Here is a 20,549-nt window from a genome sequence, read left to right on the forward strand (position 1 = left end):
AAAAGACATACGTTCTCCATAAAGGATGTCCTTTAATAAGCATTTTCCGTGCCAGAGTTGCGATTAAAGCGTGCCATATAGCCATCCTCAAGCTGGGCAAGCTCTGCCCGGGCTAGCTTCTTACGGGCCTCGAGGTGGGCTTTGGCAACCAGCTTGCCAAGCCCCTGGGAGCGGAGTTTGGCCTGCATGGCGACTTTGAGGGCTTGTTCGGAGTTTACGGATAAGCCTTTGATTTGATTGCTAATTTCGGCAGAACTAAGGAGTAATTTTTCCCGAAACGCATTGGCATCCTGAATAAAAGCAACGGATGTACCGGTTTTTGCGCCTTCCATAATCTGATTTTCATAGTCCTTGGCATAGTCCAAAACTTGGCGTTGAAAGCCTTGGGCTTGATTAACCTGCCCAGTCGCCCGTCTGGCATTGGCCATGGCCTGATCCTCCCGAATCTTGGCTAGTCGCAAAAGAAGTTCAAGGGTGTTCATACGCGGCGGATGTTTTGAAGGGCAGGGCTCGAATTGGGGTTGGCCGCTGGATCCACTTGGCTAGGTGCAATCGCTTCGAGTTCGACGAGGGTTTCGGGCATGGGCACACGATCATCCATATCTTGTTGCAAAAATTGCTTAATCTTGGGCCACATTTGCAATGCGGCATCGAGCTCTGGATCACTGCCCGCCACATAGGCGCCCATGGAGACCAAGTCCCGGCCACGCATATACCGGCTATAGAGTTGTTTAACACGACGAGCGCTCATTAAGTGTTCACGCGAAGACACCTTGGGCATCACTCGGGAAATTGATTTCTCAATATCAATGGCTGGGTAGTGTCCGCTATCGGCTAGTTCTCTGGATAAGAAGAAATGGCCATCCAAGATTCCACGTGCGGTATCGGCCACTGGATCGTTAGTGTCATCTCCTTCAAGGAGCACTGTATAGAAGGCAGTGATGGAGCCATCGGGATTGGCGCCATTGCCGACGCGCTCAACGAGCTCTGGCATGCGGGCAAAGACACTTGGTGGGTAACCCCTTGCAACTGGCGCTTCGCCCAAACTCAAACCAATTTCACGCAACGCCATGGCATACCGCGTCAATGAATCCACAATTAGCACAACGTGCTTGCCTTGATCCCGAAACCAGGTTGCCACATCGGTGGAATACGATCCACCTTTAGATCGGGCCAGTGGCGAGGCATCAGCGGGTGCTGCGACTACAACTGCACGACTAAAGGACTCTGGGCCAAGCGTCTCTTCACAAAACTCACGAACCTCACGACCACGCTCTCCCACAAGACCAATCACAATCACATCGGCCACGCAGTTACGGGCTAGCATTCCAAGCAATACACTTTTCCCCACGCCCGAACCAGCAAAAATGCCAACGCGTTGACCGCGACCGACCGTAAGCAACCCATTCACCGCCCGAATTCCGGTATCGAGGGGTTCATGAATGGGAGTTCGATCGAGCGGATTTAGGATGGTTCGGGCTTGCCTTGTCATTTTTTGCGAAGCATCACCTTTGCCATCAATCGGTCGGCCCAAGCCATCGACGACCCGACCCAATAATGCTTCGCCAATTGGTAGTGGTTTGGTCGCGACTTTGGTGGTGTAGCCACCCCCATAATCGACCGGAGTACTCGCTGGATAAACCAAGGCACCTGGGGCAATGCCTTCGACTTGGTCAAGCGGCATCAAATAGGTAATACCCCCATTAAAGCCAATGCACTCGGCATCAAAACTGAGATCCCCTGCCTGCGAAACAATCGTCGCGCTGGATCCAATACTTAATGGCAAGCCCTCCACCTCTAACACGATTCCGGAGACCCGTTTTAATTTGCCTTCCCGAATCGAGCGTGGAGTGACTGCTAAGTGCTCCCGCACATCGCTTAACTGCTCGGCAAATTCAAGAAGTTGATTGGTCATCGACGTTTGTATTTTGTTCAGTTGAGTTCGATGAGTTTGGCACGCTAGGTAATTCCGCGGTGGGTGATGGGGCATCTGCTAATCCGAGGGCGGCGCTCACTAAGGCCTTTCGTGCTTCCTGACCAACATCGATTCGTGCGCCAGCGACTTCCACATAGGCATGACCAAACTGCACATCCGCATCAGGCAAGATCGAGCAGGTAAATGGCAAGCCGGGATCATCCACAATTTTTTTCCAGGTCGCAATTTCTTCGGGTCGAATGCGCAAGAACAAACTCTCACCGGGGCGAGGCAAACGCATCAATGCCTCTTGCACGGCAGCCACAAAAGGGGCTCGTTCCATGGACTCGTTGGCAGATAAGCGTGCGCCGATCTCAAAGGCCAACTGGGTTAGAGGTTGCGCCATCGCCTCAGGAAATCCGTCTAAGGTTTGGAGTAGCTCTTTGAGTGCATCGTGTAAGCGATTGGTCTCGCCATGGGCATCGAGGTAGCCTTTTTGATAACCCTCCTCATAGCCTTTGGCCTGACCTTCTTTGTATCCGCTCTCACGGCCTTCAATAAACCCCTGATTGGATCCGAGCTCATACGCTTCGTGATATGCACTGGCTCGAATTGCTTCAACTTCTTCGACCGTGGGGTATTGAACCGGAGGATTTTTAGGTGGCTTAGGGGGTTTAGGAGGATCAAACGAGGGAACCTCCCACCGAAAAGGGATGGAATCCGGATCAGAGGAAGGCATCGCCTTGCTTACCTCGTTCCATGATCATGCGACCCTCTTCAGCAAGTGCACGGGCCACGCGGATGATTTCTTTTTGCATCTCTTCGACTTCCTGAATCTTCACAGGTGGTCGTGTCTCAAGGTCTTCACGCACGCCATCGGCAGCGCGCTTGGCCATATTCTTAAAGAGCTTCTCACGCAATTTGGGGCTGGCACCTTTGAGTGCGATCACCAAAGTATCTTGGGGAACCTCGAGTAACAAGGTTTGTAAAGAGCGGTCTTCGATTTCCAAGAAATCTTCGAACACAAACATTTTTTCTTGGATCGCATCCGCCAACTCTGCGTCGTAGTTACGAACGGTATCTAGCGCCATCTTATCGAGCCCGCCAGAGAGCATGTTTAAGATCTCGGCGGTTGGCACAATGCCGCCCACTGTGCTGCGACGGAAATCCGAATCAGGGCCAGCAGAGCGTGACATCACCTCGTTTAACTCCTTCAATGCAGCAGGTTGAACTTTCTCAAGAAGCGCCACGCGCAAAATCAATTCGTTGCGCAACTCGTCTGGGAACAATTTTAAGACCGATGCGGCTTGCGCAGAATCCAAGAACACCATCACCGTGGCAATAATCTGCGGGTGTTCGTTCTTGATCATCTCATACAAAACGTCGGATTCCATCCGCTTGAGTGTTTCAATACCCGACATATCCAGGGTCGACTCCAAGCGACCCAAGAGATCCGAGGCTCCTTCAGCACCCATGGCTTTGGTCAGCATGTTTTGCATGAAGGAGTCGGTATCAAACGCCACTTGCGCATTGTTGGCCGTGACATCTTTAAACTCGCGCAGTACCTGCAATACCAAATCACGACTGAGTGATTTCACAACGGCCATCTTGCCTGAGAGGCGTTGCACTTCAAACGGTGTCATTTGACGTAAAACGTTAGCTGCCGATTCAGCACCAACTGCAAGCAAAATCACGGCGGCTTTGGAAGCACCATCAAGATCGCTAAAGGTGATCGTGCCCGATTGCGACGCGCCTTTGACGCCCTCCTTGAGAGCATCGGCAATCGATAGTGTCTTCGGGGCTTCTACGTTCTCTTCTGGCATAGGACTCTACCGATTACGCTGCGCCGCCAGCAGCGGCATTGGCTTCATTGGTTTTAGCGGCATCTTGTGCCAGCCATTCTTTAAAGATGCCGGAGACCACTTTGGGGTTACTCTCGACAAACTCAATGGCATAGGCCAAAAGTTCATCGTACTCGGCTTTCTTCTCTTCCTCAATGCGTTTGCGAGAGTCTTCTTCGGCTTTCTTCTCGGCCTCGATTCGCATGCGCTCTTCCTCTTCCTGAATGCGTCGACGCTCACGCTCAAGCTCAACCTCCATACGGCGCTTCTCACGCGCAGCAGGCGACATGGTTTCCATCTCGGCTTTGATCTTCTCGTCAAACTCTTCTTCAATACGCTGTTCTTCCAAGGCTTGGTCGATTTTCGGTGGGAACAAGAGTGGCCTCACAACACCAAAGAAGAGGATGCCCAGGGAACCCACAATAATGAGGAACTTAAAGAGCTCTTTACTAAGTTCGATAACCCCAGGTTGTTTGTAAAACGGTGGCTCATCACTCGCCTCAGTCCGAAACAAAATATTGGCAACACTAACACTATCGCCTCTTTTTTCGTTAAAGCCAATCGCATCTTTCACTAAATTATTAATTTGCTCGAGTTCACGGGCCGTATACGCCACCGGCTTTTGGGGTTTGCCATCCTTATCGACCCCGCCAGGTTTGAAGTTCACAACAACGCCTGCCGATACACGACGCACTTTGCCTTTTTCACCCTTGATCCGCTGAATTGCACGATCAAGTTCGTAGTTAATAACATTGTCATTGCGAGTATTGGTCACACCACTACCGGTATTACCAGGCGGTGCATTGAGATTTTGTGGATTATTGTTACCAGCGGCTTGGGTATTGAGCGGTGCCTGCCCAGGTCCTGGGGGCTGATTGGTAAGTGCGCCAGGCACCCCAGAAGCGCCGGTGCTACCGCTTGAGCCTTGATTACTTTGCTGACTACGAATCGACGCTTGATTGGGCGGGGTATTGCGCCCAAAGGTTTCTTCCATGCGCTCGAGTTCGCCAAAATCCATATCCACGGTTACCTGAGCGCGGACATTTTCTTTACCGGCTACGGGTTCTAGGATTGCTTGAACGCGCTTTGATAAAGCGCCTTCGAGTTCAGCGACGTACTTCAATTGCGTACTATCTAAGCCGACCGAGCGTTGTGGGTTGGGGGCGAGCAGGCTTCCTTCCGAATCCACAATCGTGACATTGGCTGGACCAAGATTGGGGACTGATGAGCCCACCAAATTGGCAATCGCCGCAACTTGTTGGTTATCCAAGAATCGCCCAGGGTGCATGGTCACCACCACCGAAGCAGTGGGTTTTTCTTGTTCACGCATAAAGGCAGTTTGCTTTGGAATCGCGAGCATCACGCGCGCTGATTTGACTTGCGAGAGGGAACTAATGCTGCGCGCCAACTCGCCTTCTAAACCACGCTGGTAGTTGACTTGCTCAACAAACTGGCTGGTTCCCATTTTTTGGTTTTCGAGCAACTCAAAGCCAACGTTACCCGCTTTAGGTAAGCCTTGTCCGGCCAACTTCAAGCGCGTTTCATAAACCGATGACTCGGGCACTAAGATCGCCGCTCCGCCCTCGGTAAATTTGTAGGGCACATTCATTTGCTGTAGGGCAGCTACGATCGCCGCACCATCGCGCTCATTAATGCTCGAAAACAGAACCCGGTAATCGTCTTTGCGGTTTGAGAGCGAGACAAAAATAATGGCCGCCAGGAATAGAACTCCGGCCGCGAGAACGATGAGACGTTGCTGGAGATTGAGGGAGCTAAAGCGGAAAATCAGTTCGCGCAGCTTGGCGGGGGTCGCTGTCTTCGCGGGAGCATTGGCTGCCCGGGCTGCAATCGCTGCCATTCCAGCCGCAGGGGGTGCAGAAGCCGCGCTGTTGGAGCCAATATTGACTACAGCAGCATCTTTACCATCTCCCTGCAAACCTGGTACAGCTTCGTCGCTCAATGGCAGATTCCTAAATTAAATCAATCAATTACCGCTTTTTACCTAATGAAATCAGACCGTCTCCCTAGGTCGTTCACGGTTCACAGAACTGTCAAAAACGACCCAAAACAACTATATACGGAATATTTTTATCATTAAACCACTAAATGTTGATATTCTATAACATATATTGCCGATTTCTAGGAAAATTTTGCCGATTTCCCCTCCCCATTTACCCTCAAGCATGCCCGCTGCAAGCCCCTCTGAGCCCCCCAATGAGTCCGCTCAGATGATGCCAAACCAGTTAGCGGAGGCCTTTGCCCTTTTTTACGAAGAATCCAAGAAGCTTGAATCGCAACAGGCTGATTTACAAGAGAAAATTAACCAGCTCACCCAAGAGCTCTACGATTCGAACCATCGCCTAGGTATTTTGCTCAACGCCATCCCCGCCGGGGTCGTTTTGCTGGAGAACAACCTGGTGTCGTTGCACAACCCTTCCGTACTCAACTTTTTGCCAACCATTGTGATTGGCAAGGCGCTGACCCTGCCGCTCGATTGGCAACCCTCGATCGCGCCGGGTGAGTATTTAATTGAAAACGCCGAGGGTCGGCGCACCATTCAACTTGTGCGCATAGACGAGGGCACCCGCAGCATTGTGCAAATCCAAGACATTACAGCCAACATTCGTTTGCATCAACAGTCGCAACAAGAAAATCGTTTAGCCGCGATGGGCAAGATGGCAGCCAGCATTGCGCATCAATTTCGTACTCCCTTGGCAACTGCGCTCTTGTACTCATCGCATTTATGCGATGGCAAGATTGCTGCTGATGAGTCCCAAGAATTTGCCCAGCGCCTTCGCAAACAACTCTTGGGTCTTGAAAAACTCTCGCAAGACATGTTGCGCTTCATTACCAATCGGCCCCGTAAATCCGAACTCGTTCCGATTACCAGTATTTTGCAAACGGCAGAGCAAGGAATCCGGCCCTTATGTGAAGAAAAAGGAGTAACACTGCGATCGCAAATGAGCATTGCCAAAGATCAATTGGTGAATGTCGAGCAGCAAGCGATTGTGAACGCGCTCTTAGCCATTTTAGAAAATGCCCTGGAGGTCTCCGAAGCCGGTCAAACCATTTCGATCACAGCCAGTGGAAATCATCAGCGCGTCACCATCGTGATTGATGATCAAGGCCCGGGCATCCCCAACGCCATGCTGGAGTCCTTGTTCGAGCCCTTCTCCACGGGTCACTCCAGCGGCACGGGTCTTGGATTAGCGATTGCTAAAAATGCTCTTGAAGCGCATCGCGGTTCGATTCATGCAGAAAACTACGACGGTGGTGCGCGCTTTACTATTACCTTACCTTCAATGAACTCCCTCTAGAATTGATGCCATCATGACTGCGCCCCATTCCGACTTTCCTGTCATTTTGGTTGAAGACGATGAAGACTTGCGTGAGGCCATTGCCGTCACCTTGCGACTCAATCATATTGAGTTTGTGACCCATCAACGCGCTGAGACCGTTTTACCCTTATTGCAACCGGGTTTGAAGACTGTGATCATCACCGATTACCGCTTACCCGGTATGAATGGGTTGGATCTGCTGAGATTAGCCACCAAAGAAATTCCGGATCTACCAGTGATTGTCATGACCGCTTTTGCTGATGCGAAGTTGGCTGTTGAAGCGCTCAAAGCCGGAGCGCGTGATTTTTTAATCAAGCCCTTTGTGCCCGATCAATTAATTGAAATCATCACCCGCTATCGCGCGCCTCAGCTTGCATCGGCCAAAATAGAACCCCAAGCGCTTGCACCGGTTGCTAAAGAAACTCCAGAGCCCAGTCACCGTCCCGCCCCCGAAATTATTGCGGTGGATCCTGCCATGATCCATACACTCGCTCGTTGCGAGCGCGTGGCGAAGACCGATACCAGCGTCTTAATCACGGGTGGCTCGGGGGTTGGAAAGGAAATCATCGCGCATCACATTCATCTCACCTCCAAACGTGCTGCGGGTCCGTATGTTGCTCTCAACTGCGCGGCGATTCCTGATACGCTTTTAGAGTCCATTCTCTTTGGTCATGAGAAAGGCTCGTTTACTGGTGCCACCAAATCCCAATCGGGTAAGTTTGAGCAAGCCGATGGTGGCACCTTGTTTCTTGATGAGATCGGTGAAATGCCCGCCCCTTTACAAGCCAAACTATTGCGGGTCTTGCAAGATAAATTGGTGGAGCGCTTAGGTTCTCCGGAGCCCATTAAGGTAGATGTGCGCATTATTGCGGCGACCAATCGCAACTTAGAAGAGCAAGTGAAAGAGGGACGATTTCGGGAGGATTTGTACTTTCGCTTAGCGGTCTTCCCAATTCATATTCCGGAGCTACATAAACGCTCGGGCGATATTTTGCCCCTCGCTGAATTCTTTCTTAAACGCTATCGCTTAAACATTGGTCGCGATGATCTCGTCTTTGGGCCCTCGGCATTGGCGGTCTTGCCCACCTACCACTGGCCCGGGAATGTACGCGAGCTTGAGAACATCATCCAACGTGCGGTCCTACTATGCGATGGCGATGCGATCGAGGCCGAACACCTAGAAATTAGTCCCCTAGCGAGTAGCAATGCGAGTGGTTCCTCACTTCAGTCAAGGGAAAACCCGCAAAATGGCACAAATATTGCTTCTAATTCAATGACTCAGCCCAATGCAGTCGGTTCGGCAAGCGATATGAACTCGGTAGAGCGGGAACATATCCTCAAAGTGTTGGCCCAGGTGGGCGGGAGTCGCAGTAAAGCGGTCCAAATTTTAGGCATTTCTGAGCGTGCTTTGCGGTACAAGCTCAAGTCCTACAAGGAGGCTGGTTTTGAGGTGGATAAGTAGGTAAATTATTTAAGTAAAGTATTGATTTAATTAATAAAGCTCGTAATAATTAGGACATGGACACGAAGAACCTTGATTCGATGATGGCAAGAATGCAGGCCATGCAAGCTGCGATGAATGGCTTGCCGGGTGCTCCTGCGTCTAATGAGGTGAAATCCGCCAACGGGGTAGATTTTCAGAACATTCTCAAAAATGCCATTGAGAATGTCAACAGTGCCCAAAATGCTGCTCAAGCCAAAGCACAGGCATTTTCTGCCGGTAATTCTGACACTTCCTTAGAAGAAGTGATCGTTTCTCTCCAAAAAGCCAATCTTTCTCTGCAAGGCATGATCGCGGTTCGTAACCGTTTGGTTGATGCCTATAAAGAAGTTACCAGTCTGCAGGTTTAATTAGTCGCCCATACCCTCTTGGGATCGTGCGTACGCCTCTTTCCAATAATTAGCCATGTCCGTTTGCTCGTAATCCTTTAAACAGGGCGTGCCAAGGGTGTAGTGAATTAGTTTTGCCTGAGGATTAACCGGATACTCAATCGCTAACCAATTCCACTCCAGAGGTAAGGAGCCAATTTCTTCGTCCTTCAGCCAGGAAAACCGATGTAGATATGATCCAGGTTGACTTTGAATAAAGGCTGGATCCAGGATGCGATTTGCAGGGTGGGCACAATTCCACAAAATTAAACTAGACCAATTTTTACGTGGGTAGTTTTCGTTTTTATTTCCGAAATATTTTGTGGTTGCCTTGGTTTGGTAATCATGCTTGGCGACCATAACGGCGTAACGCTCATCCCGCAAATCCCAAAGCTGTTTTATATCTTCCCGACAAATCATGTCGCCATCAGCAAAAATTGCCCAGCCGTCAAACTGATTGAGATACGGAGTAAGAAAGCGTGAATAAATAAATTTATTACTACCATCCGTATGGGTCTCTCGGTAATTTACCAAAGTATTGATTGCGAGAGGCAAAAACTCCACAGGAACAGTAGCGCAATCAATCACGCTTTGACAAAAGGCATGGTATGCAATCGCTTCGGATTGATCAAAGCCAACGGTGATTTTTATTTTACTAATAGAAATTTCCTTAAAAAAAAATTGCTAATTTATTTCTACTATCAACCACAATGAAATATTTATCAAATATTTTCCTTACGCGTAACAAGTATCCATATACCATTCCCCATCATCTGATGTGTTTGAAGATGAAGAATTTCGAAGTAATTTATGAACTTTTTAAGCCACCATGAGCTTGGTTTTTGAATCAAATGAGCATTTCTGCCATCTTCCAATGTCTTTCCCGCTGGACCCATATGAATTGAAAAAAATCCTAGTTTTGTAGTTATGTTAGATAACTCTAAGATTACGTTGTCTATTAATTCAGGCTCAATATGTTCAAGAACATCAATACAGCAAACCAAATCTGCGCTTTGGGGCTCCCCATATTCTGGAAATACTGGGTCATAGGGTAAATACAGCGAAGGGTTAACTCCAGCTTTTTGAAGCCCCTCTAATAGTCGTTTTTTACCTGCTCCATAATCGGATACAGAAGAACACCCTGTTTGTCGCATAACATCTGCGAAAATTGGGGCAAAACTAAGGGACGCAAGTCCGTAATTTGGATTTTGATGTAATCTACGTTGCTGTTGGAGATAATCATTAGTGATGGTATCAAGCATAACGTTTTAACTGATTTAATTTAACTGGTTAGATGATAATTGAATCAAGAAATTTTAAAAATAGTTTCCACCTAAATACTTTTTTCAGGAATTGCTTTACCATCAATCTCATAGGCCCATGCTAGAACTTCTGCCACCGCAGCATATAAATCAGGTGGTACTACGTCATTTAGTTTTAATTGCATCAAGAACTCAACAAGTTCGGGCTCATTGCGAGTTGGGATTCCAAACTCTTTGGCTTTTGCCAAAATGGCTTCAGCGACGTAACCCTCGCCTTGTCCGGTCACACGCGGTGCGCTGGTATTGAGTTCATACTTGAGCGCAACTGCCTTTAGAACTTTATTGGGTTGATTGGGTGTCATGGTGCTGTCTCATCATGGATTGCCACATGGGTTTGCGATTGCACTCGCTCCCGAATCTGCTCTTTCAGGGTCGTCAATTGATTGGCTAATATGGCCTTTGTCTCCGAGCTGGTCTCGATGGTGAGATTGACCACCTCGCCAAATTGCGTACCGATTACCTTGATCTTTCCTAAATGCGGAAACTCCATCTCCATGGTAATGCGAGCTCCCTTCACCACTTGCGCTGAATCTTCGGCGCTTTGCTGCCAAGCATCCTCGCGCTCAATCCACGCATACACATTGGGTAACACCAAACCGTACCAAGCAAGATCCCCGCGCAAGAGGAGTTTGACTGCATCGCGTACTTGGGGTGTATCCGAGTTCATCTGACCCAATAGGGTTGTGGCTTGTTGGACCACATCCCCATCGGGCATGGTCTCGATATCTTCTGCAATTGACAGCGCGGCAGGCATGAGTAACTTCTTAATTTGTTCGCCAGCAAAGAGCCCCGAATTTTGCAGATTTTGGTACAAAACGTTCATCGCCACACGGGGGTCGCTAGCAAGGGCTACCTCACGATTGGTTGATGGCCAGTTCACGATGGCTGTGTTGAGCTTATTTTTTTGTGCCAAGGTGGGGTCCACCTCATCGGCATCTAAGATGTTCGATAACAACTGTCCCAAGGCAGCACTTCCAAGGCTATCAAGTCGACTAAGACTCGGAGCTAAGCTTGATTTGGCATCGGCTACCACCGCGGCAGTAGCCGGGTTCATTTGTGACTGGGTCTTAGAAAGCTCAAGCAGCACCGCTTGATTAATTTCAGGCTCAGCGAGCTGACTTCCTTTAAGTACCGCATTCTGAATCGCTGATTGCATCGCCGCGCCTTGGTTTGTGTCGGTGACTGGCAGTGGCATGTTCAGAGCCACGCGGGGATCAATCGCTTTAAGATTGTCAATGACCGATGGGGCAGCGGGTGGGTTCACCAGATCGTTTTTGTGAAACTCCACAATTGGATTAGCTGGTATTCCGGTCGTCGGTATTTGGATTGCCATCCTGACCCCTTAGGACTCACTGCGCACCCTAACCCCGTAATTGGCGCATACGCTTATATTACGGCTAAATTAGCTGGTTGTGTTATGCCACAATCGTGCGCAAAGACTTCTAAGCAATCAGTTATTAAGCAGCGGCTGGTCGCAATGCCATCAAAGACTGATCAGCTGGTAAGGGCCTTAAGGTTTGGATGGGCTCTTTGGGAGCGAGAGCAACCCATGCCTCATAAAGAGGGGCTAATGTATCAATGACTGTTTGTACCTTTTGTGGCGACTTACTCAGACGTGCACTGAGAATTTCCCGCAATGACCATTCATAAATAGCACCAAGATTTTGAGCCACCTCTCCACCATCTTTGTAATCCAAACAGGCTAATAAACCCTGTTGAATTAAGTCATGTGCTTTTGAAAATGACTCGACACCGTACCCCCCCTCTTCGAGGGCTTTTTTTGCAACTTTTAAATGGTCAAAAATTCGCTCATAAACCAAAACAATTAATTGACCAGCTTCTGCAGAAGCAACCCCTGTCTCCGCTGCATTAGACGCATATGCTAACGCTGATTTCATAGGCATAAAGGATCCTTAATTCTGATTTTGATTATTTAGCGCGTCCAATGCACTGCCAAGGGCATTGCTAGTGGAACTCAATTGATACAGAAGTGCATTTAATGCTGAGTACTGAGTGATATAACGTTGGCGAATCGAATCAAGACGCGATTGAATATTCTCTTGTTGATCTAAAAGAGTCCAGCTTGTTTGAGTTTGGGATGTTAATAAATCCCTAAAATAGCCACCGGGTTTCAAATAATTATTCAGGAAATCATTTAAGGTGGATGAGGCTCCCCCTAAATTTTCCTGATAACCAATGCTGACCCCATTGCGTAAGATATTTTGAAGTCCGTTATTAACAGCAGTTGAAAAGGTGGCCTTATCAAACTTTAAACTACCATCCAATTGCATATTGATACCAAGACTACTCAAACTGTATTGATTGGCATAATCAGTTCCGTAGTAAATACCTTTAGAAAAGCGCGCCTTGACCTCATTAATAAAAGATAACGTAGAGGGATCGGAAGCAAATGTTCCAGGAGTGCTGGTCGTCAAACTATTTGCTGTCATCGATTTGTGTGTAGCAATTAAATCGTTATAGCTCGCCACTAAGTTCTCAACAACTTTACTGAAGTCAGCTGAATCATTTCTAACTTGGACTAATACTGTAGATTCTCCAATTGTTGTATTGTAAAGGTCAATATTTAAGCCCTCAATAGCATCATTTATAGAATTTGTTGAGCGCGTTAGAGCAATGCCATTGATGCTGAACGCAGCGTCTTCCGCCGATCTTTCCAGGGCTGGATTAAATGTATAACCAGTAATTTCAAAATCATTTGATAATCCACTTTCGGCACTTTGTATCATTAATGTCCAGGAATTTTCAGCAACATCTTCTGCAATAAGACTTGCTGAAATATTTTCACCAAGCGAGTTTACCCATCTAACGAGGCTACTTATGTCATTCACTGGCAGGCTTGATGATGCAGATGAATAACTTTTCGTAGAGCTATAGTCAGTTGAAATTGTTGCTTCACCAGTACCAGAATTTTGTAAGTTACTGACGTTTCCAGATTTTTTCGATACAAATCTTAATTCGTTATCATTTAACGCTTCGCCATCAGGATCTTCATTACTAACCTCCCAATTTGTAATTGCCCCTAAAAAACTCCCACTATAAGCTCCACTTTCAACTGACCCCGATGTTGAATTAATATCTTCTATAAAAGCGCTTCGAACAACGTCAGCTGAAGCTCCTCCACTACCTGCAGTAAATTTTCTACCGCCTAAAATAATAGTTTCGCCTGGGTCTAAGTTGCCAAATGTAACGTTAGCTGTCTCACGACTTATGTTGATTGAAATTGGGCTGGCTATTGGGGCTGTTTTTGAGCTAATGCCATCTTTTACATATTGCTTTGCTTGAGCTAAAGCAGTGACACTTAAAGTATAGTTTCCGGATTTTGCGCCATTTGATGAAGTTACAGCAATAGTTTCTGGACTATTTGAGGTAGCTTTTGTGGTGTTGTATGAGCTAGCACTTTCAAACGCTGACAAAGAATCAGCAAAAGCTGACATCTTACTTTTTATAACACCGAGATCACTAATGACTGTGGTTTGTTTTTCTATTTTTTTATTGATTTGATCAAGCGGCTTGTTCTCAATTTTCATTAATTGATCAACAATTGCCGCAACATCAATTTGAGCTATCGATGAGCTACCGGCTCCGCTTGTAGAGTTAACTGCCATAAGTTTTCCTAATAGTCTTGCCTAGAGTATTTTTATTTAAGCAAAAACTATGCCACTCTAAGCCCTCTGACTGACTAGAACGTTATTCATACGTTCAAAGTCCCGGGCGATCTTCAGAAGTTCTTCGGAGGGAAGCTGACGAATGAGTTCTCCGGTATCCGGATTGACTACCCGTACCACGTGATAACCCGTTGTTTCGTCGATTGAAAAGTTAAGATTACGGCCCATCTTTTGCACAAAGGCCTGGATTTCTTTAGCGGCTTTCTCCACCACCTCCCGGGTTGGCTGGGCTGCCTCATTGACCCCTGAAGGTTTGATCACGGTACTGGCAACTTTTGCCACAATCTCCGAATCGGCAACAACGGGGGCAGGACTGGTGGGCGTTTGTGGTTGGGGCAAAGCACTGGGGTGCGCCATAGCGGGCGTTACCACAGCACTTGCTCCTACATTGATGTTATTAACTGCGCTCATCCCAAATACTCCCTAAACTCTGTTTCTTCTTCATCCTCTAGGCAACTGGGGGATAACCCCCAGCATGCTTAGCTTACTTGAGTAAAGACAGAATCACATTTGGCATTTGGTTTGCCTGGGCAAGCATCGCAGTAGCCGCTTGCTGCATGATCTGTCCCTTTGTTAACCGTGCAGTCTCGGCAGCGAAGTCGGTATCAATAATTGCTGAACGGGTGGACTGTAAGTTCGTGGTGTACGCCTCTAAGTTTTCTGAGATGTAAGCGATGCGGTTAATCTGGGCGCCAAAGACTGAGCGTTTATCAGAAATCCAATCAATCGCATCGTCAAGGTATCCGGAGAGATCTTTAAATGCGTTATCCCAAGTATTCACAGCGGTAGCGGAACTATTCGCCAACCACGCTGACTGGGCTGTATATAAAGACCCACCAGAGGTTAAAGTATCGCCAATCACCGTCATTTTTGAATTAGCTATGCCGGTAGTACCGTAAGTCTTTACATCAATCGTATTAAACGTCGTTAGAGCTGAATTATCTGGACCCGACTGGAAGGTGTACTCCTCGGAGGCGGAGCCTTCAGTATTCAAAGTTAGTGTTGCAAGATTTGTTTCTTGGTTAGCAATAGTAGCGGCTGTACCGCTACCACCTGTAACGGTAATTTCTATGGCAAAGTCATTGAAGTAATAACTAGCAACGCTACTAGAAGTTACTTGTACTAGAGTAGCTGTATCTGTTGCTCCTCTACCATTGCTAGCTATCAATTTTCCATTAGATGCCGAGAATGTGTAATCGCCTTCAACGGTTTTACTAGCAGTAATTGTAGCGCTTCCACCCGTAGTACCAGTTATATTAACAGAAGTAGTGCCTCCAGAACTAGCCACATCACTCGAAATCAAATTATTTCCATTAAAGCGGGTGCGAATCGCAGTGTTATTAATCTCATCGTTGAGTTGACGGAGTTCGTCCACTAAGTTACTACGCTGTTGCGACGATAGCGAACCATTAAAGCCTTGAACCGCCAAGGTCTTCATGCGCAAGAGCATATCTTGGACAGTGCCTAAGGAGGAGTCGGCCGTCTGAATTAGGTTGGTCGCATCGGTGAGATTGCGAATTGATTGGTTAATGCCATTGATTTGCGATTGCATGTTCTGCGAAATCGCTAAACCAGCTGCATCGTCTTTGGCAGCGTTAATCCGCAAACCCGAAGAAAGGCGTTGCACCGAGCCTGCGAGGGCATTTTGCGCACCCGATAAGCTGTTTTGGGCGAGCAAAGAAGCCATATTGGTATTAATGACGGTCGGCATATTTAAGTACTCCTTTTACTTCAGGTTATTAATTAATTAGCCAAATCAATGGCTCTGTACTTCTAATAACGGCAACACGGGGGAAAGTGTTTAGGGGAATATGTCTTCTACCACTTCGAATGAATTGGTTCTCAAGCCCTCTGACTGACTAGAACGTTATTCATACGTTCAAAGTCCCGGGCGATCTTCAGAAGTTCTTCGGAGGGAAGCTGACGAATGAGTTCTCCGGTATCCGGATTGACTACCCGTACCACGTGATAACCCGTTGTTTCGTCGATTGAAAAGTTAAGATTACGGCCCATCTTTTGCACAAAGGCCTGGATTTCTTTAGCGGCTTTCTCCACCACCTCCCGGGTTGGCTGGGCTGCCTCATTGACCCCTGAAGGTTTGATCACGGTACTGGCAACTTTTGCCACAATCTCCGAATCGGCAACAACGGGGGCAGGACTGGTGGGCGTTTGTGGTTGGGGCAAAGCACTGGGGTGCGCCATAGCGGGCGTTACCACAGCACTTGCTCCTACATTGATGTTATTAACTGCGCTCATCCCAAATACTCCCTAAACTCTGTTTCTTCTTCATCCTCTAGGCAACTGGGGGATAACCCCCAGCATGCTTAGCTTACTTGAGTAAAGACAGAATCACATTTGGCATTTGGTTTGCCTGGGCAAGCATCGCAGTAGCCGCTTGCTGCATGATCTGTCCCTTTGTTAACCGTGCAGTCTCGGCAGCGAAGTCGGTATCAATAATTGCTGAACGGGTGGACTGTAAGTTCGTGGTGTACGCCTCTAAGTTTTCTGAGATGTAAGCGATGCGGTTAATCTGGGCGCCAAAGACTGAGCGTTTATCAGAAATCCAATCAATCGCATCGTCAAGGTATCCGGAGAGATCTTTAAATGCGTTATCCCAAGTATTCACAGCGGTAGCGGAACTATTCGCCAACCACGCTGACTGGGCTGTATATAAAGACCCACCAGAGGTTAAAGTATCGCCAATCACCGTCATTTTTGAATTAGCTATGCCGGTAGTACCGTAAGTCTTTACATCAATCGTATTAAACGTCGTTAGAGCTGAATTATCTGGACCCGACTGGAAGGTGTACTCCTCGGAGGCGGAGCCTTGTAAAGTTAAAGTATCACCATCCAACCCAGTTATGAAATCCGCCACCATTGAACTTGTGTTTGTAATTGTTGCATTAATTGTTAAACCAAAATCAGAAAATACTGCATTTATAGTTTGACTTGAACTACTTGTCGAATTTATCGGGCTTGTTCTCGTTATTGAAGCAGTATCAATATTTCCAAAACGGTCTGTTATCGTTAATGTTGTTGCATTTACTGAATCTAATGTATACAAACCTTCAAATTCTACATTATGTTGAGTGCTATTTTTGTCATAACTAACTGTAAATGTTGCACTCGTAAGACTTAATGTATTTGCTGATGGAGTTGTTGCCACATCACTCACAATCAAGTTATTCCCGTTAAAGCGGGTGCGAATCGCAGTGTTATTAATCTCATCGTTGAGTTGACGGAGTTCGTCCACTAAGTTACTACGCTGTTGCGACGATAGCGAACCATTAAAGCCTTGAACCGCCAAGGTCTTCATGCGCAAGAGCATATCTTGGACAGTGCCTAAGGAGGAGTCGGCCGTCTGAATTAGGTTGGTCGCATCGGTGAGATTGCGAATTGATTGGTTAATGCCATTGATTTGCGATTGCATGTTCTGCGAAATCGCTAAACCAGCTGCATCGTCTTTGGCAGCGTTAATCCGCAAACCCGAAGAAAGGCGTTGCACCGAGCCTGCGAGGGCATTTTGCGCACCCGATAAGCTGTTTTGGGCGAGCAAAGAAGCCATATTGGTATTAATGACGGTCGGCATATTTAAGTACTCCTTTTACTTCAGGTTATTAATTAATTAGCCAAATCAATGGCTCTGTACTTCTAATAACGGCAACACGGGGGAAAGTGTTTAGGGGAGATTAGGAATTTTTTATTAATCTTGATGGGATTAACTTAAACCATTGATTTATATAGATATTTATTTACCTATCTTTAGTAAACACACTTATTGGCAATATCTACTTGTTAGATAAATGGGCTTATTTCGGAGATTTCTTAACAAATGCAAAAAATTAGCCGTAAAACTAATACTTAGATTAAATTTTTTCCCAAATGTCCACGATTAACAGTACAAACGCCACTAATTCTCTTACGGCTCAGCAAAATCTAATAGAGGCGCAAAAGGCTCTGACTGAAACGATTGTTCACCTATCGACTGGGAAAAGAGTAAATAGGGCTCAGGATGATGCTGCGTCATTGGCCATTTCCCAGAATATGGTTAACCAGATTCAAACAATGAATCAATCCGTCAAAAATTTAAATGATGCGACTAATTTGATGCAAATTGCTGATACTGGCATCGCTTCTCTTCAGAGTATGTTTTTGCGGATAGGGCAATTAGCTATTCAGGGTCGCAATGATGGTCTTAGTAGTAACCAGAAAATTAATATCGTTTCGGAGTTGTCGTCCCTAAACCAAGAAATCAATAATGTGATTGATCGAACCCAAATGAATGGTCACGGCCTACTCACAAATTATGGGGTTCTAAACAGTAATTCTGGGCTTCAGGCTAATGTGACTAACGTGGGAACCCTAGATGATACTTATGCATCGGTTATCGATGTGTCCGGTGCTCGTCCAGGGGTTTATAAGTTTTCAAATACTGGTGCCAGTCTAACAATGACTAAAACCGATTACAACGATAATACCCTTGGGACCCAAACCTTAGCTGTTGCTACGCCAACTGGTGCAAAGGATACGAATTTTGATCAATCGCTTAACTTTAGTGAGTTTGGCATTTCCATTACCCTTCGAAGCCGAACGAAACCCAATAACGTAAACAATTTAACAGATAGCGGGGAAGAGATTGCTCAGAAACTTAGCAATATTTTCAAACCTATTATTGTTGATGAGTTAATCAAATTGAACTTTGGGGTCGGTATCAATAATAATGAATTGATTTCATTTCGGCCAATTAACCTCACAACGATTGCCAGACCCGATATTGAACTTGATCCGGCTTCCATGAATCAAAACGGGATCAGTAACACTAACTCGAGCATCATACAAGTTTTGCCCTCGCCGGCCACTGCAAAGGGTACTTATGTAATTTCAACTACCCAGACAGCAGCGGCGACAGAGTTTGAGCTTGTTGGATTTACAAATACAGGCGCATCGGGCTCGCTTACCGTTAACAATAGTATTGGAATAAATTCTAATTTTTCCTTAAGGGTTGGAAGTAATTCGTATGACAAAGCGAGCGGCATTGGGTTAAGGGCTGGGTTAAATTCCACATACTCTAACAACCCAATTGTTTCCGATTCAGAGCTCGTTTCAATCGATACATTTACAAATTGGATTAATAGCTTAAATGACCAAAATATTTCTGCACGTCTCTATCAACGGACCACGGGGGACTATTCGGTCAAGATTAATGGTGGGGCTTTAGGCGAAGCCAACGCCGTATCATTTTCAAACCTTAATCTTGCAGTTGGTATCGATACTTATCCAACCACAACTAAGATTTATGGAAATGTGAGCCTAGCTGCAGATGGCAAGTTGACTACAAGCTTTCCAAATTATCAAAGCGGTGCTGTTGATCCCTCAAATATTAACTCAGCAATTCAAACTTCTGCCGTGAGTTTTGGAGGGTATGAGGGAAATAATTATGACTACCTACAATTGAGCGCAGGTTCATATTCATCTCTGCCAACTTACAATGATGGAATTTCTACTGTAAATGGAATATTAATTAATCGAGAATTAGGTCCCACACCTAGCTATCCATTTGCAACCGAAACTTACGATCCTCGTTATGATCCAACAAGTCCAAAATATATTAATGTCTATGTTAATCAACCTCCAGCTCCACTAGCAACATCCAATTGGTATGCTACCCATTGGGATAAAAACTACACTTACGATTACGACGCGCGTTATGACCCTACAGCAGATCATCGCGTAACGATTACCGATGGATTTGGCAACACAATTCCAAATCCAAATTACATTGTTAACCTCGGAACACGTGATCAGCCACTCAATTCCTCCTATGAGCGCGATACCTCAACCTATCCTTATGATAGAACGCTATGGGATCAAACTTTTACATCCAACACCTACTTACTTAATTCGGTTATTGGCATTGATCCTGCTCGGGATGCAAAGTTGAGCATTTCGTTTAATGGTGGGGCTGCTCGTTCGATCACATATGACATAAACGTCTTCACGGATGTGACCACGGGTCTACAAATTAATTTGACACCGGGTCGTCAACCCTGGGATGGCTCCGCGTCTGCCACGATTGTCGTTGGTGATCCACAGCCCGCCCTTCCACGTAACAATTCCAACTTAGTGGCGGTCGATCGAAAGATTGTTGAAATGAGTAGTTTTACTTCAAGTAATTCGCGCTCCGAATGGAATGCTGCATTTGATTATCTGCAAGACCAAGCTTATAAAGCGCTTGATTATTTATCCTATGAGCGCGGTATTGTTGGCGCCCAAATGAATCGGGTTGACTTCATTAACACCAACCTACGCTCCCAAAGCATCAATACCGAGAAATCCAAATCGGATTTAGTCGATACTGATGTTGCAGCAGAATCAGCTCGCTTCATTCAAAAACAAGCCCACCTCGAGGTTTCCACTCGGATGGTCAAAGAGGCGAATTCATTAGTGAACCCCATTAAGGTGTTAATGCGGCTTTGGGACGACATTAAGTTGAAATAATTTGCTGTAGACGTTTTTAAGATGACGGGAGATGGTAAGTCATCTATTAATTGGCTTTAAGACTGAGGACTTCCTAACCT

The 20,549-nt window shown here is 46.5% G+C and carries 19 protein-coding genes; 4 read left to right on the forward strand and 15 right to left on the reverse strand.

Going from position 1 to position 20,549, the window contains the following annotated elements; translation table 11 throughout:
* Positions 1-32: 32 nt before the first annotated feature.
* The 5 genes from ICV32_RS07405 to fliF are packed head-to-tail and all read right to left on the reverse strand — an operon-like array spanning position 33 to position 5,716.
* The gene (locus tag ICV32_RS07405) at positions 33-482 is read right to left on the reverse strand and encodes a flagellar export protein FliJ (RefSeq protein WP_215369665.1); all 450 of its coding nucleotides are present in this window, start codon (positions 480-482) and stop codon (positions 33-35) included.
* Positions 479-1,915, reverse strand: a complete 1,437-nt coding sequence (locus ICV32_RS07410) for a FliI/YscN family ATPase (protein ID WP_215369667.1) — start codon at positions 1,913-1,915, stop codon at positions 479-481. The genes ICV32_RS07405 and ICV32_RS07410 overlap by 4 nt, the downstream gene beginning before the upstream one ends.
* Entirely contained in the window at positions 1,896-2,654 is a 759-nt protein-coding gene (locus tag ICV32_RS07415) for a FliH/SctL family protein (protein ID WP_215369669.1), read from the reverse strand. Before ICV32_RS07415 ends, ICV32_RS07410 begins: the two co-directional genes overlap by 20 nt.
* Positions 2,641-3,738, reverse strand: a complete 1,098-nt coding sequence (gene fliG, locus ICV32_RS07420; protein ID WP_215369670.1) for a flagellar motor switch protein FliG — start codon at positions 3,736-3,738, stop codon at positions 2,641-2,643. The genes ICV32_RS07415 and fliG overlap by 14 nt, the downstream gene beginning before the upstream one ends.
* A 13-nt stretch (positions 3,739-3,751) precedes the next feature.
* The gene (gene fliF / locus ICV32_RS07425; protein ID WP_215369672.1) at positions 3,752-5,716 is read right to left on the reverse strand and encodes a flagellar basal-body MS-ring/collar protein FliF; all 1,965 of its coding nucleotides are present in this window, start codon (positions 5,714-5,716) and stop codon (positions 3,752-3,754) included.
* 190 nt (positions 5,717-5,906) lie between these two features.
* Here fliF and ICV32_RS07430 point away from each other — a divergent pair, with 190 nt between their 5' ends.
* Genes ICV32_RS07430 through fliE form a run of 3 tightly spaced genes read left to right on the forward strand, consistent with a single transcriptional unit; the run spans position 5,907 to position 8,945 of the window.
* The gene (locus ICV32_RS07430) at positions 5,907-7,073 is read left to right on the forward strand and encodes a PAS domain-containing sensor histidine kinase (RefSeq protein WP_215369674.1); all 1,167 of its coding nucleotides are present in this window, start codon (positions 5,907-5,909) and stop codon (positions 7,071-7,073) included.
* A 13-nt stretch (positions 7,074-7,086) separates the two neighbouring features.
* The gene (locus ICV32_RS07435; protein WP_215369675.1) at positions 7,087-8,556 is read left to right on the forward strand and encodes a sigma-54 dependent transcriptional regulator; all 1,470 of its coding nucleotides are present in this window, start codon (positions 7,087-7,089) and stop codon (positions 8,554-8,556) included.
* A 56-nt stretch (positions 8,557-8,612) separates the two neighbouring features.
* Entirely contained in the window at positions 8,613-8,945 is a 333-nt protein-coding gene (fliE, locus tag ICV32_RS07440) for a flagellar hook-basal body complex protein FliE (protein ID WP_215369677.1), read from the forward strand.
* On the opposite strand, the gene ICV32_RS07445 is transcribed toward fliE, so the two are convergent.
* The 10 genes from ICV32_RS07445 to ICV32_RS07490 all read right to left on the reverse strand — a co-directional run bounded on the left by ICV32_RS07445 (position 8,946) and on the right by ICV32_RS07490 (position 17,560).
* Entirely contained in the window at positions 8,946-9,551 is a 606-nt protein-coding gene (locus ICV32_RS07445; RefSeq protein WP_251371835.1) for a glycosyltransferase, read from the reverse strand. It abuts the gene before it with no gap.
* Between the two features lie 134 nt (positions 9,552-9,685).
* Positions 9,686-10,225 (reverse strand): hypothetical protein, encoded by a 540-nt coding sequence (locus ICV32_RS07450; RefSeq protein WP_215369678.1) that lies wholly within the window; start codon positions 10,223-10,225, stop codon positions 9,686-9,688.
* Between the two features lie 71 nt (positions 10,226-10,296).
* Positions 10,297-10,587 carry an EscU/YscU/HrcU family type III secretion system export apparatus switch protein gene (locus ICV32_RS07455; RefSeq protein WP_215369680.1) on the reverse strand — a complete coding sequence of 97 codons (291 nt, stop codon included), beginning with the start codon at positions 10,585-10,587 and terminating at the stop codon, positions 10,297-10,299.
* Positions 10,584-11,618: a hypothetical protein gene (locus tag ICV32_RS07460; RefSeq protein ID WP_215369682.1), complete on the reverse strand. Its 1,035-nt coding sequence runs from the start codon at positions 11,616-11,618 to the stop codon at positions 10,584-10,586. Before ICV32_RS07460 ends, ICV32_RS07455 begins: the two co-directional genes overlap by 4 nt.
* A gap of 124 nt (positions 11,619-11,742) precedes the next feature.
* The gene (gene fliS / locus ICV32_RS07465) at positions 11,743-12,189 is read right to left on the reverse strand and encodes a flagellar export chaperone FliS (RefSeq protein ID WP_215369683.1); all 447 of its coding nucleotides are present in this window, start codon (positions 12,187-12,189) and stop codon (positions 11,743-11,745) included.
* A 9-nt stretch (positions 12,190-12,198) separates the two neighbouring features.
* Entirely contained in the window at positions 12,199-13,911 is a 1,713-nt protein-coding gene (gene fliD, locus ICV32_RS07470; RefSeq protein WP_215369685.1) for a flagellar filament capping protein FliD, read from the reverse strand.
* A gap of 57 nt (positions 13,912-13,968) precedes the next feature.
* The gene (locus tag ICV32_RS07475) at positions 13,969-14,382 is read right to left on the reverse strand and encodes a flagellar protein FlaG (RefSeq protein WP_215369687.1); all 414 of its coding nucleotides are present in this window, start codon (positions 14,380-14,382) and stop codon (positions 13,969-13,971) included.
* A gap of 73 nt (positions 14,383-14,455) precedes the next feature.
* Positions 14,456-15,682: a flagellin gene (locus ICV32_RS07480; protein WP_215369689.1), complete on the reverse strand. Its 1,227-nt coding sequence runs from the start codon at positions 15,680-15,682 to the stop codon at positions 14,456-14,458.
* A 131-nt stretch (positions 15,683-15,813) separates the two neighbouring features.
* Complete coding sequence (locus ICV32_RS07485; RefSeq protein WP_215369687.1) at positions 15,814-16,227, reverse strand: flagellar protein FlaG; 414 nt, start codon at positions 16,225-16,227, stop codon at positions 15,814-15,816.
* A gap of 73 nt (positions 16,228-16,300) precedes the next feature.
* Positions 16,301-17,560, reverse strand: a complete 1,260-nt coding sequence (locus ICV32_RS07490; RefSeq protein ID WP_215369691.1) for a flagellin — start codon at positions 17,558-17,560, stop codon at positions 16,301-16,303.
* Between the two features lie 293 nt (positions 17,561-17,853).
* Here ICV32_RS07490 and ICV32_RS07495 point away from each other — a divergent pair, with 293 nt between their 5' ends.
* Entirely contained in the window at positions 17,854-20,469 is a 2,616-nt protein-coding gene (locus ICV32_RS07495) for a flagellin (RefSeq protein ID WP_215369692.1), read from the forward strand.
* Positions 20,470-20,549: the final 80 nt, after the last annotated feature.

Source organism: Polynucleobacter sp. MWH-UH24A, assembly GCF_018687475.1.
GTDB lineage: Bacteria > Pseudomonadota > Gammaproteobacteria > Burkholderiales > Burkholderiaceae > Polynucleobacter.